The sequence below is a fragment of the Pseudomonas sp. MF09156 genome (assembly GCF_059862305.1).
The window spans coordinates 75,051-95,741 of record NZ_JCBCUR010000012.1; the positions used below are offsets into that span (position 1 = coordinate 75,051).

Annotated in this window: 22 protein-coding genes; 14 read left to right on the forward strand and 8 right to left on the reverse strand. The window is 62.4% G+C overall.

All coding sequences use genetic code 11. The features are described from left to right. Window positions 1–24: 24 nt before the first annotated feature. Window positions 25–2,133 carry a TonB-dependent siderophore receptor gene (locus tag AC19YY_RS22290; RefSeq protein WP_500604892.1) on the forward strand — a complete coding sequence of 703 codons (2,109 nt, stop codon included), beginning with the start codon at window positions 25–27 and terminating at the stop codon, window positions 2,131–2,133. A 12-nt stretch (window positions 2,134–2,145) separates the two neighbouring features. Continuing rightward, window positions 2,146–2,865, forward strand: a complete 720-nt coding sequence (locus tag AC19YY_RS22295) for a DUF4198 domain-containing protein (protein ID WP_500604893.1) — start codon at window positions 2,146–2,148, stop codon at window positions 2,863–2,865. A 156-nt stretch (window positions 2,866–3,021) separates the two neighbouring features. On the opposite strand, the gene hemH is transcribed toward AC19YY_RS22295, so the two are convergent. Then, window positions 3,022–4,044 (reverse strand): ferrochelatase, encoded by a 1,023-nt coding sequence (gene hemH, locus AC19YY_RS22300; protein ID WP_172313470.1) that lies wholly within the window; start codon window positions 4,042–4,044, stop codon window positions 3,022–3,024. Between the two features lie 14 nt (window positions 4,045–4,058). Next, a complete protein-coding gene (locus tag AC19YY_RS22305) occupies window positions 4,059–4,958 on the reverse strand; it encodes a TIGR01777 family oxidoreductase (protein WP_169954874.1) in 900 nt (299 codons plus the stop codon). Window positions 4,959–5,155: 197 nt separating this feature from the next. Here AC19YY_RS22305 and AC19YY_RS22310 point away from each other — a divergent pair, with 197 nt between their 5' ends. The 12 genes from AC19YY_RS22310 to AC19YY_RS22365 all read left to right on the forward strand — a co-directional run bounded on the left by AC19YY_RS22310 (window position 5,156) and on the right by AC19YY_RS22365 (window position 15,140). Next, a complete protein-coding gene (locus tag AC19YY_RS22310; protein ID WP_169954873.1) occupies window positions 5,156–6,142 on the forward strand; it encodes an NAD(P)/FAD-dependent oxidoreductase in 987 nt (328 codons plus the stop codon). Then, entirely contained in the window at window positions 6,139–6,354 is a 216-nt protein-coding gene (locus AC19YY_RS22315; RefSeq protein ID WP_169954872.1) for a TIGR02450 family Trp-rich protein, read from the forward strand. Before AC19YY_RS22310 ends, AC19YY_RS22315 begins: the two co-directional genes overlap by 4 nt. Before the next feature lie 113 nt (window positions 6,355–6,467). Beyond that, complete coding sequence (locus AC19YY_RS22320) at window positions 6,468–7,427, forward strand: YbgA family protein (RefSeq protein WP_407073427.1); 960 nt, start codon at window positions 6,468–6,470, stop codon at window positions 7,425–7,427. Window positions 7,428–7,430: 3 nt separating this feature from the next. Further along, window positions 7,431–8,366, forward strand: coding sequence for a MerR family transcriptional regulator (locus tag AC19YY_RS22325; RefSeq protein WP_169954870.1), 936 nt, complete (start codon window positions 7,431–7,433; stop codon window positions 8,364–8,366). Next, window positions 8,367–9,812: a deoxyribodipyrimidine photo-lyase gene (phrB, locus tag AC19YY_RS22330; protein WP_500604894.1), complete on the forward strand. Its 1,446-nt coding sequence runs from the start codon at window positions 8,367–8,369 to the stop codon at window positions 9,810–9,812. It abuts the gene before it with no gap. Next, a complete protein-coding gene (locus AC19YY_RS22335; RefSeq protein ID WP_169954868.1) occupies window positions 9,805–10,227 on the forward strand; it encodes a nuclear transport factor 2 family protein in 423 nt (140 codons plus the stop codon). Before phrB ends, AC19YY_RS22335 begins: the two co-directional genes overlap by 8 nt. Beyond that, window positions 10,224–11,006 (forward strand): SDR family NAD(P)-dependent oxidoreductase, encoded by a 783-nt coding sequence (locus tag AC19YY_RS22340; RefSeq protein WP_170043033.1) that lies wholly within the window; start codon window positions 10,224–10,226, stop codon window positions 11,004–11,006. Before AC19YY_RS22335 ends, AC19YY_RS22340 begins: the two co-directional genes overlap by 4 nt. Beyond that, complete coding sequence (locus AC19YY_RS22345; protein ID WP_432755049.1) at window positions 11,003–12,250, forward strand: NAD(P)/FAD-dependent oxidoreductase; 1,248 nt, start codon at window positions 11,003–11,005, stop codon at window positions 12,248–12,250. Before AC19YY_RS22340 ends, AC19YY_RS22345 begins: the two co-directional genes overlap by 4 nt. Continuing rightward, window positions 12,247–13,050: a DUF1365 domain-containing protein gene (locus AC19YY_RS22350; RefSeq protein ID WP_500604895.1), complete on the forward strand. Its 804-nt coding sequence runs from the start codon at window positions 12,247–12,249 to the stop codon at window positions 13,048–13,050. Before AC19YY_RS22345 ends, AC19YY_RS22350 begins: the two co-directional genes overlap by 4 nt. After that, window positions 13,037–14,308, forward strand: a complete 1,272-nt coding sequence (locus AC19YY_RS22355; protein WP_432755048.1) for a class I SAM-dependent methyltransferase — start codon at window positions 13,037–13,039, stop codon at window positions 14,306–14,308. Before AC19YY_RS22350 ends, AC19YY_RS22355 begins: the two co-directional genes overlap by 14 nt. Next, on the forward strand, window positions 14,301–14,780 hold the full coding sequence (locus AC19YY_RS22360; protein WP_500604896.1) for a DUF2878 domain-containing protein: 480 nt from the start codon (window positions 14,301–14,303) through the stop codon (window positions 14,778–14,780). The genes AC19YY_RS22355 and AC19YY_RS22360 overlap by 8 nt, the downstream gene beginning before the upstream one ends. Window positions 14,781–14,834: 54 nt before the next feature. Beyond that, complete coding sequence (locus AC19YY_RS22365; protein WP_170058579.1) at window positions 14,835–15,140, forward strand: YkgJ family cysteine cluster protein; 306 nt, start codon at window positions 14,835–14,837, stop codon at window positions 15,138–15,140. Window positions 15,141–15,262: 122 nt separating this feature from the next. On the opposite strand, the gene AC19YY_RS22370 is transcribed toward AC19YY_RS22365, so the two are convergent. The 6 genes from AC19YY_RS22370 to hemA all read right to left on the reverse strand — a co-directional run bounded on the left by AC19YY_RS22370 (window position 15,263) and on the right by hemA (window position 20,630). Next, entirely contained in the window at window positions 15,263–15,781 is a 519-nt protein-coding gene (locus AC19YY_RS22370; protein ID WP_169954861.1) for an acyloxyacyl hydrolase, read from the reverse strand. A 113-nt stretch (window positions 15,782–15,894) separates the two neighbouring features. After that, entirely contained in the window at window positions 15,895–16,689 is a 795-nt protein-coding gene (gene murI, locus AC19YY_RS22375; RefSeq protein ID WP_169954860.1) for a glutamate racemase, read from the reverse strand. Next, entirely contained in the window at window positions 16,682–17,437 is a 756-nt protein-coding gene (locus AC19YY_RS22380; protein WP_169954859.1) for a molybdopterin-synthase adenylyltransferase MoeB, read from the reverse strand. Before AC19YY_RS22380 ends, murI begins: the two co-directional genes overlap by 8 nt. Beyond that, complete coding sequence (gene prmC / locus AC19YY_RS22385; RefSeq protein WP_169954858.1) at window positions 17,431–18,261, reverse strand: peptide chain release factor N(5)-glutamine methyltransferase; 831 nt, start codon at window positions 18,259–18,261, stop codon at window positions 17,431–17,433. Before prmC ends, AC19YY_RS22380 begins: the two co-directional genes overlap by 7 nt. Beyond that, a complete protein-coding gene (gene prfA / locus AC19YY_RS22390; protein ID WP_169954857.1) occupies window positions 18,262–19,344 on the reverse strand; it encodes a peptide chain release factor 1 in 1,083 nt (360 codons plus the stop codon). Further along, window positions 19,341–20,630: a glutamyl-tRNA reductase gene (gene hemA, locus AC19YY_RS22395; RefSeq protein ID WP_169954856.1), complete on the reverse strand. Its 1,290-nt coding sequence runs from the start codon at window positions 20,628–20,630 to the stop codon at window positions 19,341–19,343. Before hemA ends, prfA begins: the two co-directional genes overlap by 4 nt. Window positions 20,631–20,691: the final 61 nt, after the last annotated feature.

Consider the following 20,691-nt stretch of genomic DNA (forward strand, 5'->3'; position numbering starts at 1 on the left):
ATATTGATATTGGAATGTTAGACCATGACGTCTCGAAAGTTTGCGCCCCTGGCCGGTCTCGCCTTGGGATTGCTGGTAGACCCGGTATTTGCAGAAGACACCAACCCCCTGGAACTGGGCACCACCAGCATCACCGGCGAGGCCTATGAGTCCGCCACCGGCCCGGTCAAGGGCTACCGCGCGACCCGCTCGGCCAGCGCGACCAAGACCGACACGGCCCTGCGCGATATCCCACAATCGATCAGTGTGATTCCCGCCACGGTGCTCAAGGACCTGGGCAGCAACAACGTCGAGCGCGCCCTGGAATTTGCCGGTGGCGTGTCCAAGCAGAACAACTTTGGTGGCCTGACCCTTTACGAATACAGCATTCGTGGCTTCACCACCTCGCAGTTCTATCAGGACGGTTTCAGCGCCAACCGCGGCTACCCCAGCACACCGGACGTGGCCAATATCGAACGCATCGAAGTGCTCAAGGGCCCCGCCGCCAGCCTGTATGGCCGTGGTGATCCCGGCGGCACGGTGAACATCGTCACCAAGAAGCCCCAAGCCGAAGCCTTCACCACCGTGCAGACCAGCGCCGGCAGCTGGGACCGCTACCGTACCGCCATCGACATGAACACCCCGCTGGACAGCGAAGGCAATGTGCTGTCGCGGGTCAACCTGGCAGTGGAGGACAACCACAGCTTCCGCGACCATGTGCAGAGCAAGCGAGTGTTTGTCGCGCCCTCGTTCAGTTGGCAACTGGACCCGGACACCAGCCTGCTGGTGGAAAGTGAGTTCGTGCGCCACAGCTCGACCTTCGACCGCGGCCTCGTCGCCCCCAACAACCGCTGGAGCGGCATGTCCCGCTCGACCTTCCTCGGCGAGCCCAACGACGGCGATATCGACAACCACAACAACCGCCTGCAAGCCACCCTCGAACATCACTTGAACGATGCCTGGAAGCTGCGCCTGGCCAGCCACTACAAACAGGGCAGCCTGTGGGGCGAAGCGTCGGAAAACCGCGCGCTGAATGCCGACGGCCATACCATCAACCGCCGCTACCGCCAACGCTCCATGGGTTGGCACGACAGCATCACCCAACTGGAGTTGCGCGGCCTGTTCGAGGTGGGCAGTTGGCAGCATGAACTGCTGATCGGCACCGAGTACGAGGACTACCGCAAGAAAGAACGGGTGACCGCCATCGCCGGCCGTTACCCGATTGATATCTACCGTCCGGTCTATGGCCAGCCCAAGCCCAATGGCGAGCGCACCGGCAGTGATTTTTTCACCCAGGTGAAAAGCCAGGCGCTGAACCTGCAAGACCAGATCGTCTTTACCGACCGCCTGCGCGGTGTGGTTGGCGTGCGCCTGGAGCATGTCGAGCAAAGCTCGAAGGACTTCACCCGGAACGGTGCCAAGAGCCAGAAAACCCACGATGTCATGACCCAACGGGCGGGCCTGCTGTATCAACTGACCCCGCAAGTGGGCCTGTTTGCCAACGCCTCCACCTCGTTCAAACCGCAAAGTGAGCTGGACGCAGCCGGCAATTTCCTCAAGCCCGAGGAAGGCATCGGCTATGAAGTGGGGATCAAGAGCGAGCTGTTCGACGACCGCCTGAGCACTACCCTGGCCGCCTTCCATATCGAAAAGGAAAACACCCTGGCCACGGACCCGGCCACCGACACCAAGCGCGCCATCGGCAAGGCCCGCAGCCAGGGCTTCGACCTGCAACTGACTGGGCAATTGACGGATGCCGTACGGGTGATTGGCGCGTTTGCCTACATCGATGCCGAAGTGACCAAGGGCGACAAAGAGATCCCCGCCGGCAGCCGCATTCTCGGCGTGGCCAAGCGCAGTGGCAGCCTGTTGGGCGTGTACGAGTTCCAGGATGGCGCCCTGCGTGGCTCGGACCTGGGCGCGGCGTTTACCTACGTCGGCGACCGTTCGGGCGAGGCCGGTAAAAGCTTCGAGTTGCCGGCCTACCATACCGTCGACCTGCTGGCCCATTACAAGGCCAGCGATAACGTCACCGTGGGCCTGAACCTCAACAACCTGTTCGACGAAAAGTATTACGAGCGCTCCTACAGCAACTACTGGGTCAACCCCGGAGAGCCGCGCAACTTCACCGTCAGCCTGACCCTCAACCTGTAAAAGGACCTCACCATGCAAGCGCTCAAATCATTGGCCGTGCTCGGCCTGCTGTTCGCCACCCAGGTCTCGGCCCATGGCCTGTGGACCGAACAACGCCGGGGCCATCTCGAGGTGGTCTACGGCCACGGTGCCGAGGATGAAGCCTTCAAGGCGAGGAAAGTCAGCGGCGCCTGGGCCTACGACGCCAGTGGCCGGATGATCCCGGTGACCGTGCAGCGCCTGGACGATCAGGCGCGCCTGCAACCGCTCAAGCCGCCTGCCGTGCTGGCGGTGGCCTTTGATAACGGCTTGTGGTCGCAAACCCCGGACAAGAAGTGGGTGAACAAGGGCCGCAGCCAGGTACCTGGCGCCGTCGAAACCACCCAGGCCCTGAAGTACAGCCTGGCGATCTATCAGGCCGGGGTCAAGCTGCCCAAGCTGGATCAATTGAGAATGGTGATTGTGCCCGAGGTCGACCCGCTGACCGTCGGCCCCGGCCAATCGCTGCCCGTACGGGTGCTGATCGACGGCAAGCCTGCCGCCGGGATCAAGTTGATTGGTGACTACCGCAGCGCGCCCAATACCCTGAGCACCGAGACCGACAAGGATGGCCGGGCCCAGGTACTGGTGCGCAATGAGGCGTTGAATGTGATTGCGGCGCAGACAGAAGTGCCGGTCAAGGGTGACAGCGAGGTACAGGCCCGCGCGCTGTTCAGCTCACTGACCTTCCTCGGCCAGCCCCATCATGAGTGAACACCACTGAAGCCATGTGGGAGCCTGCTTGTGTAGGACTTGCCTGGGGCTGACTTGTGTGGGAGCTGGCTTGCCTGCGATAGCATCACCTTGGTATGAATGACACACCAAGGTGCCTGCATCGCAGGCAAGCCAGCTCCTACACAAGCCCCCACATTAGAGGCTGACAGGCGCTCTTTCGCACAAGGTATTGAGCGCCGCCGCCCATTGCGGATCATCATTGAGGCACGGCACCAGCACCAACTCCTCACCGCCGGCTTCGCGGAACTGCTCCAGGCCGCGATCACCAATCTCTTCCAGGGTCTCGATGCAATCGGCGACAAACGCCGGGCACATCACCAGCAACTTCTTCACCCCCTGCTGGGCCAAGGCCTCCAGGCGGGCCTCGGTGTAGGGTTCGATCCACTTCGCCCGGCCCAGGCGCGACTGGAACGCCACCGACCATTTATCGTCCGCCAAGCCCATGCGCGCGGCAAAATCGCGGGCGACGCTGAAGCACTGCCCGCGATAACAGGTGGTGCGCACCTGCGGCGACGCATTGGCGCAGCAGTCGCCCGCGCCTTCCAGGGAATGCCCGGGGTTGAGCTTGTTCAGGTGCCGCTCCGGCAGGCCGTGGAAGCTGAACAGCAGGTGATCGTAATCCTGCTGCAAATGCGGCTTGGCACTGGCCACCAGGGCGTCGAGGTATTCCGGCTGGTCGTAGAACGGTTGCAGGATCGAGAACTGCAGGTTGAGCTGCTGATCGCGCACCACACGCCGCGCTTCTTCGATCACCGTGGTCACGGTGCTGTCGGCAAACTGTGGATACAACGGCGCCAGCGTGACTTTGTGGATACCTTGGCCAGCAAGGCGAGTCAGCACGCTCTCAATCGACGGCTCGCCATAGCGCATCGCCAGCTCCACCGGGCCCTGGGTCCACTGCGCAGTCATCTGCTGTTGCAGGCGACGGCTGAGCACCACCAGCGGCGAGCCTTCATCCCACCAGATCGAAGCGTAGGCGTGGGCCGACTGCTCGGGACGCTTGATCAGGATCAGCGACACCAGCAAGCGCCGGACCGGCCACGGCAGGTCAATCACATACGGGTCCATCAAAAACTGATTGAGGTAGCTGCGCACATCGGCCACCGAAGTGGACGCCGGTGAGCCCAGGTTGACCAGTAACAACGCGTGATCCGTCATGCAACATCCTATCTCTAGAGGCGGCTGGACAAGTCGTCCAGGGCCGCGTGCAACTCAGTGAACTGAAAAGTGAAACCGGCGGCCAACAACCGCTCGGGCAACGCCTTCTGCCCGCCCAGCAACAGCCCGGACAACTCGCCCAAACCCACCCGCAAGGCAAACGCCGGCATCGGCATGAACGCCGGGCGGTGCAGCACCTGGCCCAGGGTCTTGGCGAACTCGCGGTTACGCACCGGCTGCGGCGCGCAGGCATTATAAGGACCGCTGGCGTCAGGTTTGTGCAGAAGAAAATCAATCAGGGCGATTTGATCCTTGATATGCACCCACGGCATCCACTGCCGACCGTTGCCGATAGGCCCGCCCAGCGCCAGCTTGAAGGGCAGCAACAGCCGCGACAAAAAGCCGCCCTGCGCCGCTAGCACCAGGCCAGTACGCACCAGCACCACCCGCAGGCCAAAGGCTTCGGCGCGCTGGGCGGTTTCTTCCCAGGCAATGCATAACTGGCTGGGGAAATCGTCCTGCACCGGGCCGCTGGCTTCGGTCAGCTCGCGCTCACCGCCATCGCCGTACCAGCCCACCGCCGAACCACTGATCAATACCGCAGGTTTTACCGCCAGGCCTTCAAGCCAGGCCAGCAGGGTTTCCGTCAGGCTGATGCGACTGCTCCACAGCAGCGCCTTGCGTTTGTGGGTCCAGAGGCGGTCGGCAATCGGCGCGCCGGCCAGGTTGATAACGGCATCCACCGGCTGCGTCACGTCCTGCAAACGGGCCACGCCCTGCACCTGCGCACCGCACAACGTGGCGACCTGCGCGGGGTTGCGGCTCCAGACCGTCAACCGATGCCCCTGGGCGCTCCAGTGCTGGCAGAGCTGGCGGCCGATCAGACCTGTACCGCCGGTCAGCAAAATATGCATGAGATCTTCCTCCTGTAACGTTGGCCGGGCATCGCTGGTCTATTTTATAAGCAGGGATCTTTTTAATCGGCCGCGACCTGGGTTTAACCATAGGTCACGCGACACATTCAGGCATGCCGAAACTTATACCAAAAAACAATATTGTACAGCTATTGGTGTCGGCGTAGTCTGTACCCAACGGTAAAACGAGGCCTCCCATGACTGTTCCCATCGCGATCATCGGTACCGGCATCGCCGGACTTTCGGCCGCCCGAGCGTTAAAAGATGCCGGGCACGTTGTACAACTCTTCGATAAAAGCCGTGGCAGTGGCGGGCGTATGTCCAGCAAGCGCAGCGAGGCCGGTGCACTGGACCTGGGCGCGCAGTACTTCACTGCGCGCGACCGGCGCTTCGTCAATGAAGTGCAACGCTGGCAAGCCAATGGCTGGGCCGCCGAGTGGGAACCGCAACTCTACAACTGCCAATCCGGCCAACTGAGCCCCTCCCCCGACGAACAGACCCGCTGGGTCGGCACCCCGCGCATGAGCGCCATCACCCGTGCATTGCTGGATGACCTGCCGGTGGAGTTTGGCTGCCGGATCACCGAAGTGTTCCAGGGCCAGCAACACTGGAACCTGCTGGACGCCGACGGCGGCAACCATGGCCCCTTCAGCCATGTGATCATCGCCACCCCAGCCCACCAGGCCACGGCATTGCTGGCGGCGGCGCCCAAACTGGCGAGCACGGCGGCCGGGGTGAAAATGGACCCGACCTGGGCTGTCGCCCTGGCATTCGACACGCCGCTGGATACGCCGATGGAAGGCTGTTTCGTACAAGACAGCCCCCTCGACTGGCTGGCCCGCAACCGCAGCAAACCAGGGCGTGACGCCACGCCAGACACCTGGATCCTGCACGCCACCAGTGCCTGGAGCAAAAGGCACCTGGACCTGCCCAAGGAAGCCATCATCGAACTGCTCCACGGCGCCTTTGCCGAACTGCTGCATTGCAGCATGCCGGCGCCCTCCTTCAGCCTCGCCCACCGCTGGCTGTACGCCCGCCCGGCGGGCAGCCATGAATGGGGAGTGCTGGCGGATGCCGACCTGGGCCTCTACGTATGCGGCGACTGGTGCCTGTCAGGCAGGGTCGAAGGCGCATGGCTCAGCGGCCAGGAAGCCGCGCGGCGCCTGCTTGAGCACCTGCAATGAAGCGCATCAACCCGGCGAAATTACTGCTCTCGAAATGGACCGCCACCCAGCCTCGGCACAAGGAAAAGCATTTCCTGGTCACTGAGTTGTTTCGCGATGAACAAGGCCGCGTGCTGGAGATAGAACTGCAAGCGGTCCTGACCCGTCGCGCAGAGCGCCTGGCCTGGCAAAGCCTGCAAGATGCCGGGCAGTGGAAAATCGGCTGGCAGTAAAAACCTGTACAAATAATTTGACTTGTATAGCTTCAGACCTATGATGAGATTAAGTTGTACAGGAATTACATGCTGTACAGGAATCTTGTAGAGGTTTTGCCATGTCCACCCCTGTGTCCGCCACCGGCAAACCCAAGATCGCCATCAGCGCCTGCCTGCTCGGCGAGAACGTGCGCTTCAATGGCGGGCACAAACAATCCCCTCTGTGCAGCCAGACCCTCGCTGACTACTTCGACTTCGTGCCCCTGTGCCCGGAAGTGGCCATCGGCCTGGGCATCCCCCGTGAGCCGATTCGCCTGGTGGGCGACCCGCAGCAACCGCAGGCCGTGGGCACGGTGCACCGCGAACTGAACGTGACCGCCGCGCTGGACACCTACGGCCAGGACATGGCCGCCGAGCACACCGACCTGTGCGGCTACATCTTCATGCAGAAGTCACCGTCGTGCGGCCTGGAACGGGTCAAGGTCTACCGCGACAACGGCACCCCGGTGGATGGCGGCGGGCGCGGCATCTATGCCCAGGCATTCTGTGCCCGCCACCCCAATCTGCCAGTGGAAGAAGATGGCCGCCTGCATGACCCGGTGCTGCGCGAAAATTTCCTCACCCGGGTGTTTGTGTATGCCAGCTGGCAGCAACTACTGGCCGAGGGCTTGACCCGCCACCGCCTGCTGGCCTTTCACTCGCGTTACAAATACCTGCTGATGGCCCACAGCCCAGCCCACTACAAAAGCCTCGGCCATCTGCTGGGCAGCATGGGCAAGGGCTGCGACCTGCATGCCTTGGCCAGGGACTATTTCAGCGAGCTGATGAGTGCCCTGAAAAAGTGCGCCACCCGTGGCACCCATTCCAACGTGCTGCAGCACATCAGCGGCTATCTCAAGCAAGCCCTCAGCGCCGAGGACAAACAGGAGATGCAAACCCTGATCGGCCAATACCGCCACGGCATCGTGCCGCTGGTGGTGCCGCTGACCTTGCTCAAACATCACTTTCGCCAACATCCGGACCGCTACATCGCGCAGCAGGCCTACCTGCAACCGCATCCGGAAAATCTCAGCCTGCGTAATGCGATCTAACCCATGAATGCTTCCCTGCACCACCCCACCCACCCCGTCGAAGACGTCGCCCAGGCCCTGGAACAAGGCTGGCTGCCGATTCGCGAAGTGGCGCGCCAGACCGGGGTCAACGCCGTGACCCTGCGTGCCTGGGAACGGCGCTATGGCCTGATCGTGCCGCAGCGCACGCCCAAGGGCCATCGGCTGTTCAACACCGAGCATGTGCAGCGCATCCAGGCCATCCTGACCTGGCTCAACCGTGGCGTGCCGGTCAGCCAGGTCAAGCAGTTGATCGACAGCGCCCAGCCGGTGGACGACAGCGGCGAAAACGAATGGCAGGGCCTGCGCCAGACCCTGGTGCAAGCCATCAGCCAACTGGCCGAGCGCCGGGTCGATGATGTGTTCAACCAGGCCATGGCCCTCTACCCGCCGCGCACCCTGTGCGAGCAACTGTTGCTGCCTCTGCTCAAGGAACTGGAACAGCGCTGGCAAGGCCAGTTCGGCGCGCAGATGGAGCGGGTGTTTTTCCACTCTTGGCTGCGCAGCAAATTTGGCGCACGGATGTATCACAACAATCGCCAACTCAGTGGCTCCCCGTTATTGCTGATCAACCATTGCGACCTGCCGCTGGAGCCGCACCTGTGGTTGAGCGCCTGGTTGGCCAGCAGCGCCGATTGCCCGGTGGAAGTCTTCGACTGGCCGTTGCCCACCGGCGAACTGGCCCTGGCGGTCGAACACCTGCAACCACGCGCCGTGGTGCTCTACTCCAGCAAGGCCATCAATCTGGCGGCGCTGCCGAAACTCTTGAGCGGCAGTAGTTGCCCAATCCTCCTCGCCGGACCAACGGTGTGCATCCACCAGGCCGAGTTGGCGGTATTAACCCAAGACATCCCTGAACTGTTGCTGGCCGAAGACCCGTTGTCGGCCCATCAGCTCCTGATCCAGCGTGGGCTTCTTTAAATGCACCTGATCTGGCTGCGCAGCGACCTGCGCCTACATGACAACACCGCCCTCGCTGCCGCCTGCCAGCGTGGCCCGACGGCGGCGGTGTACCTGATCACGCCGGACCAATGGCTGGCCCATGACGATGCGCCGTGCAAAGTCGACTTTTGGCTGCGCAACCTCAAGTGCCTGGGCCAGGCCCTGGGTGAATTGAATATCCCACTGCTGATCCGCCACGCCGATACATGGGATCAAGTGCCACAGGTATTGGTCGAGCTGTGCCAGGCCTTGGCGGTCGAGACCGTCCACGCCAACGAAGAGTACGGGATCCACGAAAGCCGGCGTGATGCCGCCGTAGCCCAGGCCCTGGAAGCACAAGGGGTGGATTTTTACAGTTACCTGGACCAACTGCTGTTCCAACCCGGCAGCGTACTGACCAAGACCGGCACCTACTTCCAAGTGTTCAGCCAGTTTCGCAAGGTCTGTTACAACCGCCTGCACAGTGCCCTGCCACGCCGGGTGCCGACGCCCAAGGCCCAGGCGGCCTTGGCATTGGTCAGCGACAAGGTTCCCGAACAGGTCAGAGGATTCGCCGCGCCCAGCGACACCCTGCGCGCCCTGTGGCCGGCCGGTGAAGACGAGGCACAGCGGCGCCTCGGGCAATTTGCCGATGCCCAGATCAGCTACTACAAGGACGAACGCGACTTTCCGGCCAAGCCCGGCACCAGCCAACTCTCTGCGTACCTCGCTGCTGGCGTGGTCTCGCCGCGCCAGTGCCTGCATGCGGCGCTGCAAAGCAACCAGGGTGAATTCGAAAGCGGCGATATCGGTGCAATCACCTGGATCAACGAGCTGCTGTGGCGTGAGTTCTACAAACATATTCTGGTGGGCTACCCACGGGTGTCGCGCCATCGTGCCTTTCGCCCGGAAACCGAAGCCGTGGCCTGGCGCCACGCCCCCGCCGACCTGGCCGCCTGGCAAGAGGCGCGCACCGGCCTGCCGATCATCGACGCCGCGATGCGCCAACTTCTTGAAACCGGCTGGATGCATAATCGCCTGCGCATGGTGGTGGCGATGTTCCTGACCAAGAACCTTTTGATCGACTGGCGCGAGGGCGAGCGCTTCTTTATGCGGCACCTGATCGACGGCGACCTGGCGGCCAATAACGGCGGCTGGCAGTGGAGTTCGTCCACCGGCACCGACTCGGCGCCGTATTTCCGCATTTTCAGCCCGTTGAGCCAGTCCGAGAAATTCGACGGCGAAGGGCGTTTTATCAAGCAGTGGCTGCCGCAACTGGCGGGATTGAACAAAAAGCAAGTGCACAGCCCCGACGCCGTCGGCGGCCTGTTTGGCGTGGCCGACTACCCACGGCCCATCGTCGACCTGAAGTCTTCCCGCGAGCGGGCGCTGGCGGCCTTTCGTGCCCTGCCCCCGCGCCAGGCGGCAGGAGGTGGGTATGAGTGACTTCCTGCGCCAGTTCGCCGAGTCTTTCGCCGGTCTTAACAAACACAACCTGCACCGGCTCGACAGCCTGTACAGCCAGGACATATCGTTTAGCGATCCACTGCACCAGGTCCACGGCATCAGCGCGCTGAATGCGTATTTCGCCGAGCTTTACAGCAACGTCAATCAACTGCATTTTGACTTCCACGGCTTCGACCACGTGGCCGAAGGCGAGGGTTATCTACGCTGGACCATGAGTTTCTGCCACCCGCGCCTGGCGGGCGGCCAACAGATTCAGGTGCAAGGCTGCTCCCACCTGCTATGGCACGACAAGGTCTACCGGCACCGCGATTACTTTGATGCTGGAGCGCTGCTTTACGAACACCTGCCGGTACTTGGCCGGCTGGTCCGTTGGTTGAAAGGGAGAATGGCATGAGCCTGAAATCGCCACGCCGTTATTGGCTGACAGGAGCAAGCAGTGGCATCGGTGCCGCCCTGGCCGAAGAGTTGCTCGGCAGTGGCGCGCAGGTGGCGCTGAGTGCACGTTCCAAGGCGCCGCTGGAACAACTGGCCCAACGTTACCCCGGCCAAGTGCTGGTGGTGGCCGGAGACTTGACCAACAGCCAGGTCGTACGGGAAATCGGCGAGCAGATCGCACAAACCTGGGGCGCCCTGGACACCGTGATCCTGAATGCCGGCACCTGCGAGTATGTGGATGCCCGGCAGTTCGATGCGTCGATTATCGAACACGTGGTGCGCACCAACCTGCTGGCCAGCAGTTATTGCATCGAAGCCGCGCTGCCACTGCTGCGTGCCGGTCACACCCCGCACCTGGTGGGGGTCGCCAGTGCCGTCACCTACCTGCCGATGCCCCGCGCAGAAGCCTATGGCGCGTCCAAGGCCGGCCTGCGCTACTTGTTCGAATCCCTGCGCATCGACCTGTCTCCCGAAGGCATTGATGTCACGGTAGTCAGCCCCGGTTTCGTCGATACGCCACTGACCGAACGCAACGATTTCCCCATGCCCCTGAGCTGGCCGGCCGACAAGGCCGCGCGGCATATTTTCGGCAAACTGGAAAAACGCCCGCTGGAAATCGCCTTCCCAGCGCTGTTCATCGCCACCCTGTGGCCACTGTCGAAACTGCCGAACCGCGCGCAACTGATCATCGGCAAACGCATGCTGCGCAGCCCGCCGCCGCAGAAGGACGACCTGTGAAGATCGCCATAATCGGCAGCGGTATTTCCGGGCTGACCAGTGCCTATCTGCTCAGCCGCCGTCACGACATCACGGTGTTCGAAGCCGCCGACCGGATTGGCGGCCATACCCATACGGTAGACGTGACCGTCGAGGGCACGCGGTATGCGGTGGACACCGGGTTTATTGTGTTCAACGACTGGACCTACCCCAACTTCATCCGCCTGCTGGGGCAGATCGGCGTGCCGTTCAAACCGACCGAAATGAGTTTTTCGGTGTGCGACCCCGAGGAAAATGTCGAGTACAACGGCAACAACCTCAACAGCCTGTTCGCCCAGCGCAGCAATCTCCTGTCCCCGGGTTTCTGGGGCATGTTGCGCGACATCCTGCGTTTCAATCGCCAGGCGCCCCTGGATTTGCAGGAGCAACGCATCAGCGCACAAATGACCCTGGGCGAATACTTGCAGGCGGGCAACTACGGCCCGCGATTTATCCGCCACTACATCGTGCCCATGGGCGCGGCGATCTGGTCGATGCCCCTGGCGGACATGCTCGGGTTCCCGCTGCAGTTTTTCGTGCGGTTCTTCAAGAACCACGGCTTGCTGTCGGTGAACAATCGGCCGCAGTGGTGTGTGATCGAGGGTGGCTCCAGTCGTTACATCGAGCCGCTGACCCGCTCGTTTGGCCAGCAGATCCGCCTCAACTGCCCGGTGCAAAAAGTCGAGCGCACACCAGAAGGCGTGGTTATCCACAGTGCCGATGGCCGTGAAATTTTCGACAAGGTCGTCTTCGCCTGCCACAGCGACCAGGCCCTGGCCCTGCTGGACGATCCCAGCCAGGCTGAACAGCAGATTCTTGGGGCGATAACCTACGCCGACAATGACGTGGCCCTGCACACCGACACCCGCTTGCTGCCCGATCGCCCCCTGGCCTGGGCCAGCTGGAACTATCGGATGGACGCCAGCACACACAAGCCGGCAGCCGTCACCTATGCCATGAACATCCTGCAAGGCATCGACAGCCCCACCACCTTTTGTGTGAGCCTCAATCAGACGGCGATTATCAACCCGCTGAAGATTCTCGCCCGCTATACCTATGCCCATCCGCAATACAGCCTGGCGGCGGTGGCGGCGCAAGCGCGCTGGGAAGAACTGCATGGCACCCGGCACACCTATTATTGCGGGGCCTACTGGGCCAGCGGTTTTCATGAAGACGGCGTGGTCAGCGCCCTGCGCGTGGCCCAAGCCTTTGGGGAAACCCTGTGAACAGCGCGCTCTACAGCGGCTGGATCGCCCACCGGCGCTTCACCCCCAAAGGCCATGCCTTTCGCTATCGCATTGGCCTGCTGTACCTGGATCTGAGCGAACAGGAACAGGTGCTGGGGCTGTCGCCCTTAGCAGGTCATGGCCGCTTCGCGCCCTTTGCGTTTCGCCAGCAGGATTACCTGCGTGAATTGACCCGCGACGGCACCTGCTTGATCGATGCCGTGCGCCAAGTGGTCGGCACGGCGCTGGGGCATACCCCCCAGGGCAACATCTGCCTGCTGACCCAGGCCCGCAGCTGGGGCCTGGCGTTCAACCCGGTGAGTTTCTTCTATTGCTTTGAGGCCGACGGGCAACTGGCGGCGATTGTCTGTGAAGTGACCAACACGCCATGGCGCGAGCGTTATCACTACGTGCTGCCGGCCCAGGCCCTGGCGGTTGGCGAGCATCAGCATTTCGCGGTGGCCAAGGCGTTTCATGTGTCGCCGTTTTTGCCCCGAGACCTGGAATACCGCATGAGCTTCAGCCCGCCGAGCCAGCGCCTGGGCGTGCATATGGCCGACTGGCAAGGCGAGACCAAGGTCTTCGATGCCACCTTGAGCCTGCAACGCGAAGCCCTCGACCGCGCCAGCCTGCATCGCTACTTGCGGCGCTTTCCGTGGATGACCGCCAAGACCTGCCTGGCCATCTACTGGCAAGCGCTGCGCCTGCTCTTTAAACGCACCCCGTTTTTTCCCCATCAGGCCGCCGATGGCGCCTGTGCAATTGGCTATCCCAAGGATCGTCGCCATGAAATCCCCTAGCTTATCGGTCAAATCCAACCGCCTGAACGTCAACGGCCTGACCGGCGCGCTGTTGCGCAAAGCCGTGCTGCGCCAACTCGGCAAGCTGCGCCATGGCCAACTGGTGGTGATCGAGGACGGCGAGCGCCAGGTGTTCGGCGCACGGGAAGCGCACTTGCTGGGGGAGATCCAGATCCTCGACCCGGCGGTGTGGGGCCTGGTGGCCGCCAACGGTTCCATCGGCGCCGGCGAGGCGTTTATCCATGGGTTCTGGAGCAGCCCGGACCTGACCGCCGTGGTGCGCGTGATGGTCAGCAACCTCGATGTACTGGACGCCCTCGAAGGCGGCCTGGCCAAGCTGGCCCGCCCACTCACCCAAGGCCTGCACTGGCTCAATCGCAACACCCGCAAGGGCTCGCAAAAAAACATCGCCGCCCATTACGACCTGGGTAACGACCTGTTCCAGGAGTTTCTTGACCCGACCATGATGTATTCGGCGGCGCAGTTCCTTACCGCCGACGACACGCTGGAGCAGGCACAACTTAACAAGCTGGAGCGCATTTGCCAGAAACTGGCACTCAAGCCATCGGACCACCTGCTGGAAATCGGCACCGGCTGGGGCAGCATGGCCCTGTATGCAGCGCAGCAGTACGGCTGCCGGGTCACCACGACCACCTTGTCCAAGGAGCAATTTGCCTACACCGAACAGCGCATCCAGGCCTTGGGACTACAGGACCAGGTGACGCTGCTATTGCAGGACTACCGCGACCTGAGCGGGCAGTACGACAAGCTGGTGTCCATCGAAATGATCGAGGCCGTGGGCCATCGTTTCCTGCCCACCTACTTCAAGCAATGCGCGCACTTGCTCAAGAGCGACGGGTTGATGCTGTTGCAGGCCATCACCATTCGCGAACAACGTTATGAACAGGCCAAGGGCAGCGTCGACTTCATCCAGCGCTACATCTTCCCCGGCGGTGCCTTGCCCTGTGTGCAGAAGATGTTGCAGATCGTCAGCCGCGACACCGATATGAACCTGTTGCACATGGAGGATTTCGGCCTGCATTACGCGCGAACCTTGCGCTTGTGGCATGAGAACTTTCGCCGCGCCCACGGTCGACTGACGGAACTGGGCTACGACGAATACTTCCTGCGGTTGTGGGAGTTCTACCTGTGCTACTGCGAAGGCGGCTTTATGGAACGCACCATCGGCACCGCGCAGTTGCTGCTGGCCAAGCCCTGCGCGGTGACACAACCGTTGCTCGGGCGCTTCAATGCTTAAAAACCTGGCCAATGCCGCGTTGTTCCAGTGCGGTTGGTTTGCCTGTGTGATCGGTGGTGACAGCCTGTGGTTTTTGGTCGGGCTGGGCGTGCTGGCGGTCCACCTGCTGTGGATAACTTCGTGGGCCGTTGAGTGGCGGTTGATCTTGAGCGTGACCGTGCTGGGCACCCTGCTGGACACGCTGCTGCGCACGCTCGGGGTGTTTGAATTCAGTGATCCAGGTCCGTTGATTCCTGTGTGGCTGATCCTGCTGTGGGCGCTACTGGCGACCACCCTACGCCACTGCCTGGCCTGGAGCGCCCGGCCCTGGTGGCGCGCAAGCCTGCTCGGAGCTGCGGGCGGGCCGCTGTCGTACTACGCCGGCAGCCAGTTGGCCGGTGTGAGCTTCGGGTTTGCCACCGTGCCAACCCTGGTGGCAATCGCGCTGCTGTGGGCTGTGGTATTTCCTGGCCTGCACCGGCTCGCGCGCTGACGTTTGTCAGAGCTTTCACACGCGCTAGACCGGCTTGCCTTACACTGCGCGCCTATGACCACCATCCCTCACACCCAAATCACCGAACCTGCCGTCACCTGCTCCACGTGCGCAGCCTGCTGCTGCCAGCTGGAAGTCATGCTGATCACCGACACTGGCGTGCCTGATCGCTTTATCGATACGGACGATTGGGGCGGCGAAGTCATGCTGCGCCTGGACGACGGCTGGTGCGCGGCGTTGGATCGCGACACGATGATGTGCACGATCTATGAGAAACGACCGCTGATCTGCCGGGAATTCGAGATGGGCGAGCCGGAGTGCCTTGAAGAGCGCCTGGGGATTGCGACGGTCTACCGCTGATCCCAGGGCAAATGTGGGAGCTGGCTTGCCTGCGATAGCATCACCTCGGTTTGTCTGAAGCACCGAGTCGTCTGCATCGCGGGCAAGCCCGCTCCTACATGGGTTCTGCTGTGCTGGGAAAATCAGAGCGGCATGGTGTAGTTCAACGAATAGCTCTCGATACCATCGTTGTGGCTGCTGATGCCAGCGTTGGAATAGTGCGTGGCACGGATCCCCACCTGGTGCCCACCGGCAAAGCGCAAGCCAAAGCCCAGGCGGTCTTCGAACTGGAAAGCGCCGCCAATGTTGTTGTCTTCGACCCGGCTGCGTGAGAACAGCGCCACGCCGATCCCCGCTTCGATGTAGGGTTTGACCGACTCACCGGCAAATTCATACACAAACACCGGCGAAAACGACAGGCTGCTGACACTCGCCCGTTCGTCACCGTCCCAGAAGGTATAAGCGCCGCTCCAGTAGCCAGTCAGGCGCCCCACATCGCTCTGCCACCAGCTCTTGTCCCAGTCCGATTGCAGGCCCAGACGATAAGTCATGGTCGAATCGCTGGTATGCCCCACCGCAAACTCCAGGCCGGCAGCCTGGGCCGAAACCGAGTGTCCCACCACGACGGCCGCAATCGCAGCCAAACAGAACAAGCGCCTCATAAGAAACATCCTTTCCAAACGAAGTTGTATGGTTTTGTACTGCTCATCAAGAGCTATAGAAATCACGGACAACGCAGAAGTTCAGCCGGAAAACCCGCTATTTCACGAATTTTTCACAGGGCGAAGCTTCGCACAACGCCGCTGAATTTCCATAGTGTGGGTAGGATATTTCTGAGATGTTGCGGATCACCGCTGGTCCACAACTGCGCGGCCCGAGGATTGCCCTCGGCCAGCAGCTGACGCTCACCCAGCAAGCGTTGCAGTTGGCGCGCCACGGCCGCCCCGGTGTCGATCAGGATGATCGACGGTGGCAGCATCGTCGCCAGCAGTGGCTTGAGGAAAGGATAGTGAGTGCAACCAAGGATGATGGTGTCGCATCCGGCCTCGACCAGCGGCGCGACATAACCTTGCAGCATCTGGCGCAGCGCCGGGCTGTCCAGGTCGCCGGCTTCGATCAGCTCCACCAGCCCCGGGCATGGCTGGGTAATCACCCGCACGTCGGTGGCAAAACGATCCAGCAGCGCAGCGAACTTGGCACTTTGCAGGGTGCCCGTAGTGGCCAGCACCCCGACCACACCGCTGCGGGTTGCGGCGGCGGCTGGCTTGACCGCTGGCTCCATGCCCACCAGCGGCCAGTCCGGGTAATCACTGCGCAAATCCGCGACCGCCGCCACGGTGGCCGTGTTGCAGGCAATCACAAAGGCCTTGGCGCCCTGCCCACGGAAAAACTCCGCGACCACCCGCGAACGTTCGCGAATGAATGCAGGGGTTTTCTCGCCATAGGGGATATGCCCGCAATCCGCCACGTACAGCAGCGATTCATGGGGCAACAACCGATGAATTTCGTCCAGCACCGACAGGCCGCCGACACCGGAGTCGAACACACCGATCGGTGCATCCTTAACCATGCTGGCTACCGCAGACGCTGCAACCGGGGTCGCGCTTGACCCGCAGTTCGCGAAAACGTGTGCCCAGGGCGTCGATCAGCAGCAGGCGCCCAACCAGCGGTGTGCCAAAACCGGCCAGCAGCTTCAGGGCTTCCAGGGCTTGCAGGCTGCCGACCAGGCCTACCAATGGGCCGGCGACGCCGGCTTCGCTGCAGGTCAATTCGGTATCGCTGCCGTGCCCATATAAACAGTGGTAGCAGGGGCTTTCCGGGCGGCGTGGGTCGAACACCGAGAGCTGGCCTTCGAGGCGAATCGCCGCGCCGCTGACCAGGGGCTTGCCAGCCGCCACGCACGCCGCGTTCACCGCCTCACGGGTGGTGAAGTTGTCACAGCAGTCGAGCACCAGGTCCACATCGGCCACGGCGGCGGCCAGCGAGTCGGCGTCCAGCGCCGTGCGATGGGCAACCAGCCGGACCTCGGGGTTGATCGCGCTCAGGCGGCGGATGGCCGAGTCCACTTTGCTCAGGCCAACGCTGTCGGTGTCGTGGATGATCTGGCGTTGCAGGTTGGTCAGGTCGACGGTATCAAAGTCCGCCAGATGCAGCTCACCCACGCCGGCAGCCGCCAGGTACAGCGCCACCGGGGCACCGAGGCCGCCGAGGCCGACGATCAGCACGCGGCTGTTTTTCAGGCGCAACTGGCCGTCGATGTCCACCTGTTGCAACAGGATCTGTCGGCTATAGCGCAACAGCTCCTGATCGGTCAGCACGGCCGGCGCCCCAGGCTGATGCGCTCGTGGCCGCCGAGGTCGATACGGCTGTGGACCTCTTCGAAACCTTGGGTCAGCAGCAAGTCACGCACGGCCGGGGCCTGGTCATAACCGTGTTCGAGCAGCAACCAGCCACCAGCCTCCAGGTGCTGCGGCGCCTGGGCGATGATCAGGCGCAGGTCGTCCAGGCCATCGTGGCCGGCCACCAGTGCGCTGGCCGGCTCGAAACGCACATCGCCCGCCACCAGGTGCGGATCGCTGTCGGCAATGTAGGGCGGGTTGCTGATGATCAGGTGATAGGTGTGATCTTTCAGGGCGCTGAACCAGTGACTGTTAAGCACCGTGACGTTATCCAGGTGCAAGCGCTGGCGATTGCGCTCGGCCAGGGCCACCGCTTCGAGCACGCGATCCACCGCCGTCACGCGCCAGGCCGGGCGCTCGCTGGCCAGGGCCAAGGCGATGGCGCCGCTGCCGGTGCCCAGGTCCAGGACAGTGGCCGGGGTGGCGGGCAACAACTCCAGGGCTGCTTCCACCAGCAACTCGGTGTCCGGGCGCGGGATCAGGGTGTGCGGAGCGACTTCCAGGTCGAGCTTCCAGAAGCCTTGCTGGCCGAGGATATAGGCCACCGGCTCACCGCTGCGGCGACGTTGCAGGTAATCGGCAAAGCGCAGCGCGTCTTCGCTGTTGACGATTTTTTCCGGCCAGGTGTGCAGGTAGCTGCGGGACTTGCCCAGGGCAGCGGCCAGCAGCAATTCGGCATCCAGGCGGGCGGTAGGCGAATCTGGCAGGTCGGCGGCGCGCAACAAGCTGGCAATAATGGTCATTTATTCACCTATCGCGGCCAGTTGGTCGGCCTGGTATTCGGCGAGCAACGGCTCGATCACTGCGTCCACGCCACCGGCAAGGATTTCGTCCAGGGAATACAGGGTCAGGTTGACCCGGTGGTCGGTGACCCGGCCCTGGGCGTAGTTATAGGTGCGAATGCGCTCGGAGCGGTCACCCGAGCCCACCAGCAACTTGCGCTCGCTGGCAATTGCGTTGGCCGCGGCGCTGGTCTGCTGGTCGTTGAGCTTGGCCGACAACCAGGACATGGCCCGCGCCCGGTTCTTGTGCTGGGAACGCTCTTCCTGGCACTCCACCACAATGCCGGACGGCAAGTGGGTGATGCGGATCGCCGAGTCAGTCTTGTTGACGTGCTGGCCACCGGCGCCCGATGAGCGATAAGTGTCGACGCGCAAGTCCGCCGGGTTGATTTCGATGGCTTCCTGCTCGTCCGGTTCTGGCAATACCGCCACGGTGCAGGCCGAGGTGTGGATACGGCCCTGGGACTCGGTGGCGGGCACACGTTGTACGCGGTGCGCGCCGGATTCGAACTTCAGCTTGCCGTAGACGTTCTCGCCTTCGACGCGGGCGATGATTTCCTTGTAGCCGCCGTGCTCGCCTTCGTTCTCGGAGAGGATTTCCACGCGCCAGCCGCGCCGCTCGGCATACCGCGAATACATGCGAAACAGGTCGCCGGAGAAAATCGCCGCCTCGTCACCGCCGGTGCCGGCGCGGATTTCCAGGAAGACGTTGCGCCCATCGTTAGGGTCTTTGGGCAGCAGCATGCGTTGCAGGTCGCCTTCGAGCTCGACGAGCTTTTCCTTGGCTTCGCGGACTTCTTCCACGGCCATTTCGCGCATGTCCGGGTCGCTGTCCTTGAGCAGCGCCTGGGCGCCTTCGAGGTCGGCCTGCACTTTGAGCAGTTGCGAATAGGTGGTCACGATCGGCTCAACTTCGGCGTATTCCTTGGAATAGGCACGGAACTTGGTCTGATCGGAAATAACCTCGCCGTCGCCGAGCAAGGCGGTCAGTTCTTCGAAACGGTCCTGGAGCACGTCCAGTTTATTGAGCAGTGACGCTTTCATTGCAGTTTTTTATCCGAAGAGCTGTCTGACGCGCCCTCACCGAGGGCAAAGAGTTCCTGGGCCATGGCCAGCGCATCGAGGCGGCCTTCGGCTGTCAGTTTTTTAAGCTGTACGCTGGGAGCATGCAACAGCTTGTTGGTGAGGCCACGGGCCAATTGCATCAAGATATCTTCAGCATTGCCGCCATTGGCCAGCAGGCGCTGGGCCTTGATCAATTCCTCGTCACGCAGGCGCTCGCCTTGCTGGCGATAGGCCTTGAGCACATCCACCGCGGCCAGCTCGCGCAGGCGCACCATGAAGTCATCGGCGCCGATCGCGACCATTTCCTCGGCGGCCTGGGCAGCGCCCTGGCGGCTCTTGAGGTTTTCGGCGACCACTTCGTGCAGATCGTCGACGCTATAGAGGTAAACGTCGTCCAACTCGCCGACTTCCGGCTCGATATCCCGGGGAACGGCGATATCCACCATGAAAATCGGCTTGTGCTTGCGCAGCTTCAGCGCGCTTTCCACCGCGCCCTTGCCAAGGATCGGCAACTGGCTGGCGGTGGAGCTGATGACGATATCGCTGCGCACCAGTTCCGCCGGGATGTCGGCGAGCAGCACCGCGTGGGCGCCGAACTCTTCGGCCAGGATGCTGGCGCGCTCCAGGGTTCGGTTGGCCACCACAATCCGCTTGACCCCCAGGTCATGCAGGTGCCGGGCGACCAGGGTGATGGTCTCGCCGGCACCGATCAGCAGGGCCTGGCTGCGTTGCAGGTCGCTGAAGATCTGCTTGGCCAGGCTGACAGCGGCGAATGCCACGGAGACCGGGTTTTCGCCAATCGCCGTATCGGTACGCACCTGCTTGGCCGAATTGAAGGTGGCCTGGAACAGACGCCCCAGCAACGGCCCCACGGTCCCGGCTTCACGGGCCACGGCGTAGGCCGATTTCATCTGGCCGAGGATCTGCGGCTCGCCCAAAACCAGGGAGTCGAGCCCGGATGCCACACGCATCATGTGACGAACTGCCGCATCATCTTCATGCACATAAGCGCTGGCGCGCAGGTCATCCAGGCTCAAATGATGGTAATCAGCCAGCCAGCGCAGCACCCCATCCGACGAAAGATGTTCCTGCTCTATATAGAGCTCACTGCGATTGCAGGTGGAAAGGATCGCAGCTTCGCGGCTGTCGGTGAGCCGGCACAGCTGCTGCAAAGCCTCAACCAACTGCTCCGGGGTAAACGCCACGCGCTCGCGGACGTCTACAGAAGCAGTCTTGTGGTTGATACCCAGAGCAAGGAAGGCCATTCAATATCGCTGATGATGTCGAGAAGCCGACAATTGTCCTACTTCGACTCATCCAGAACAA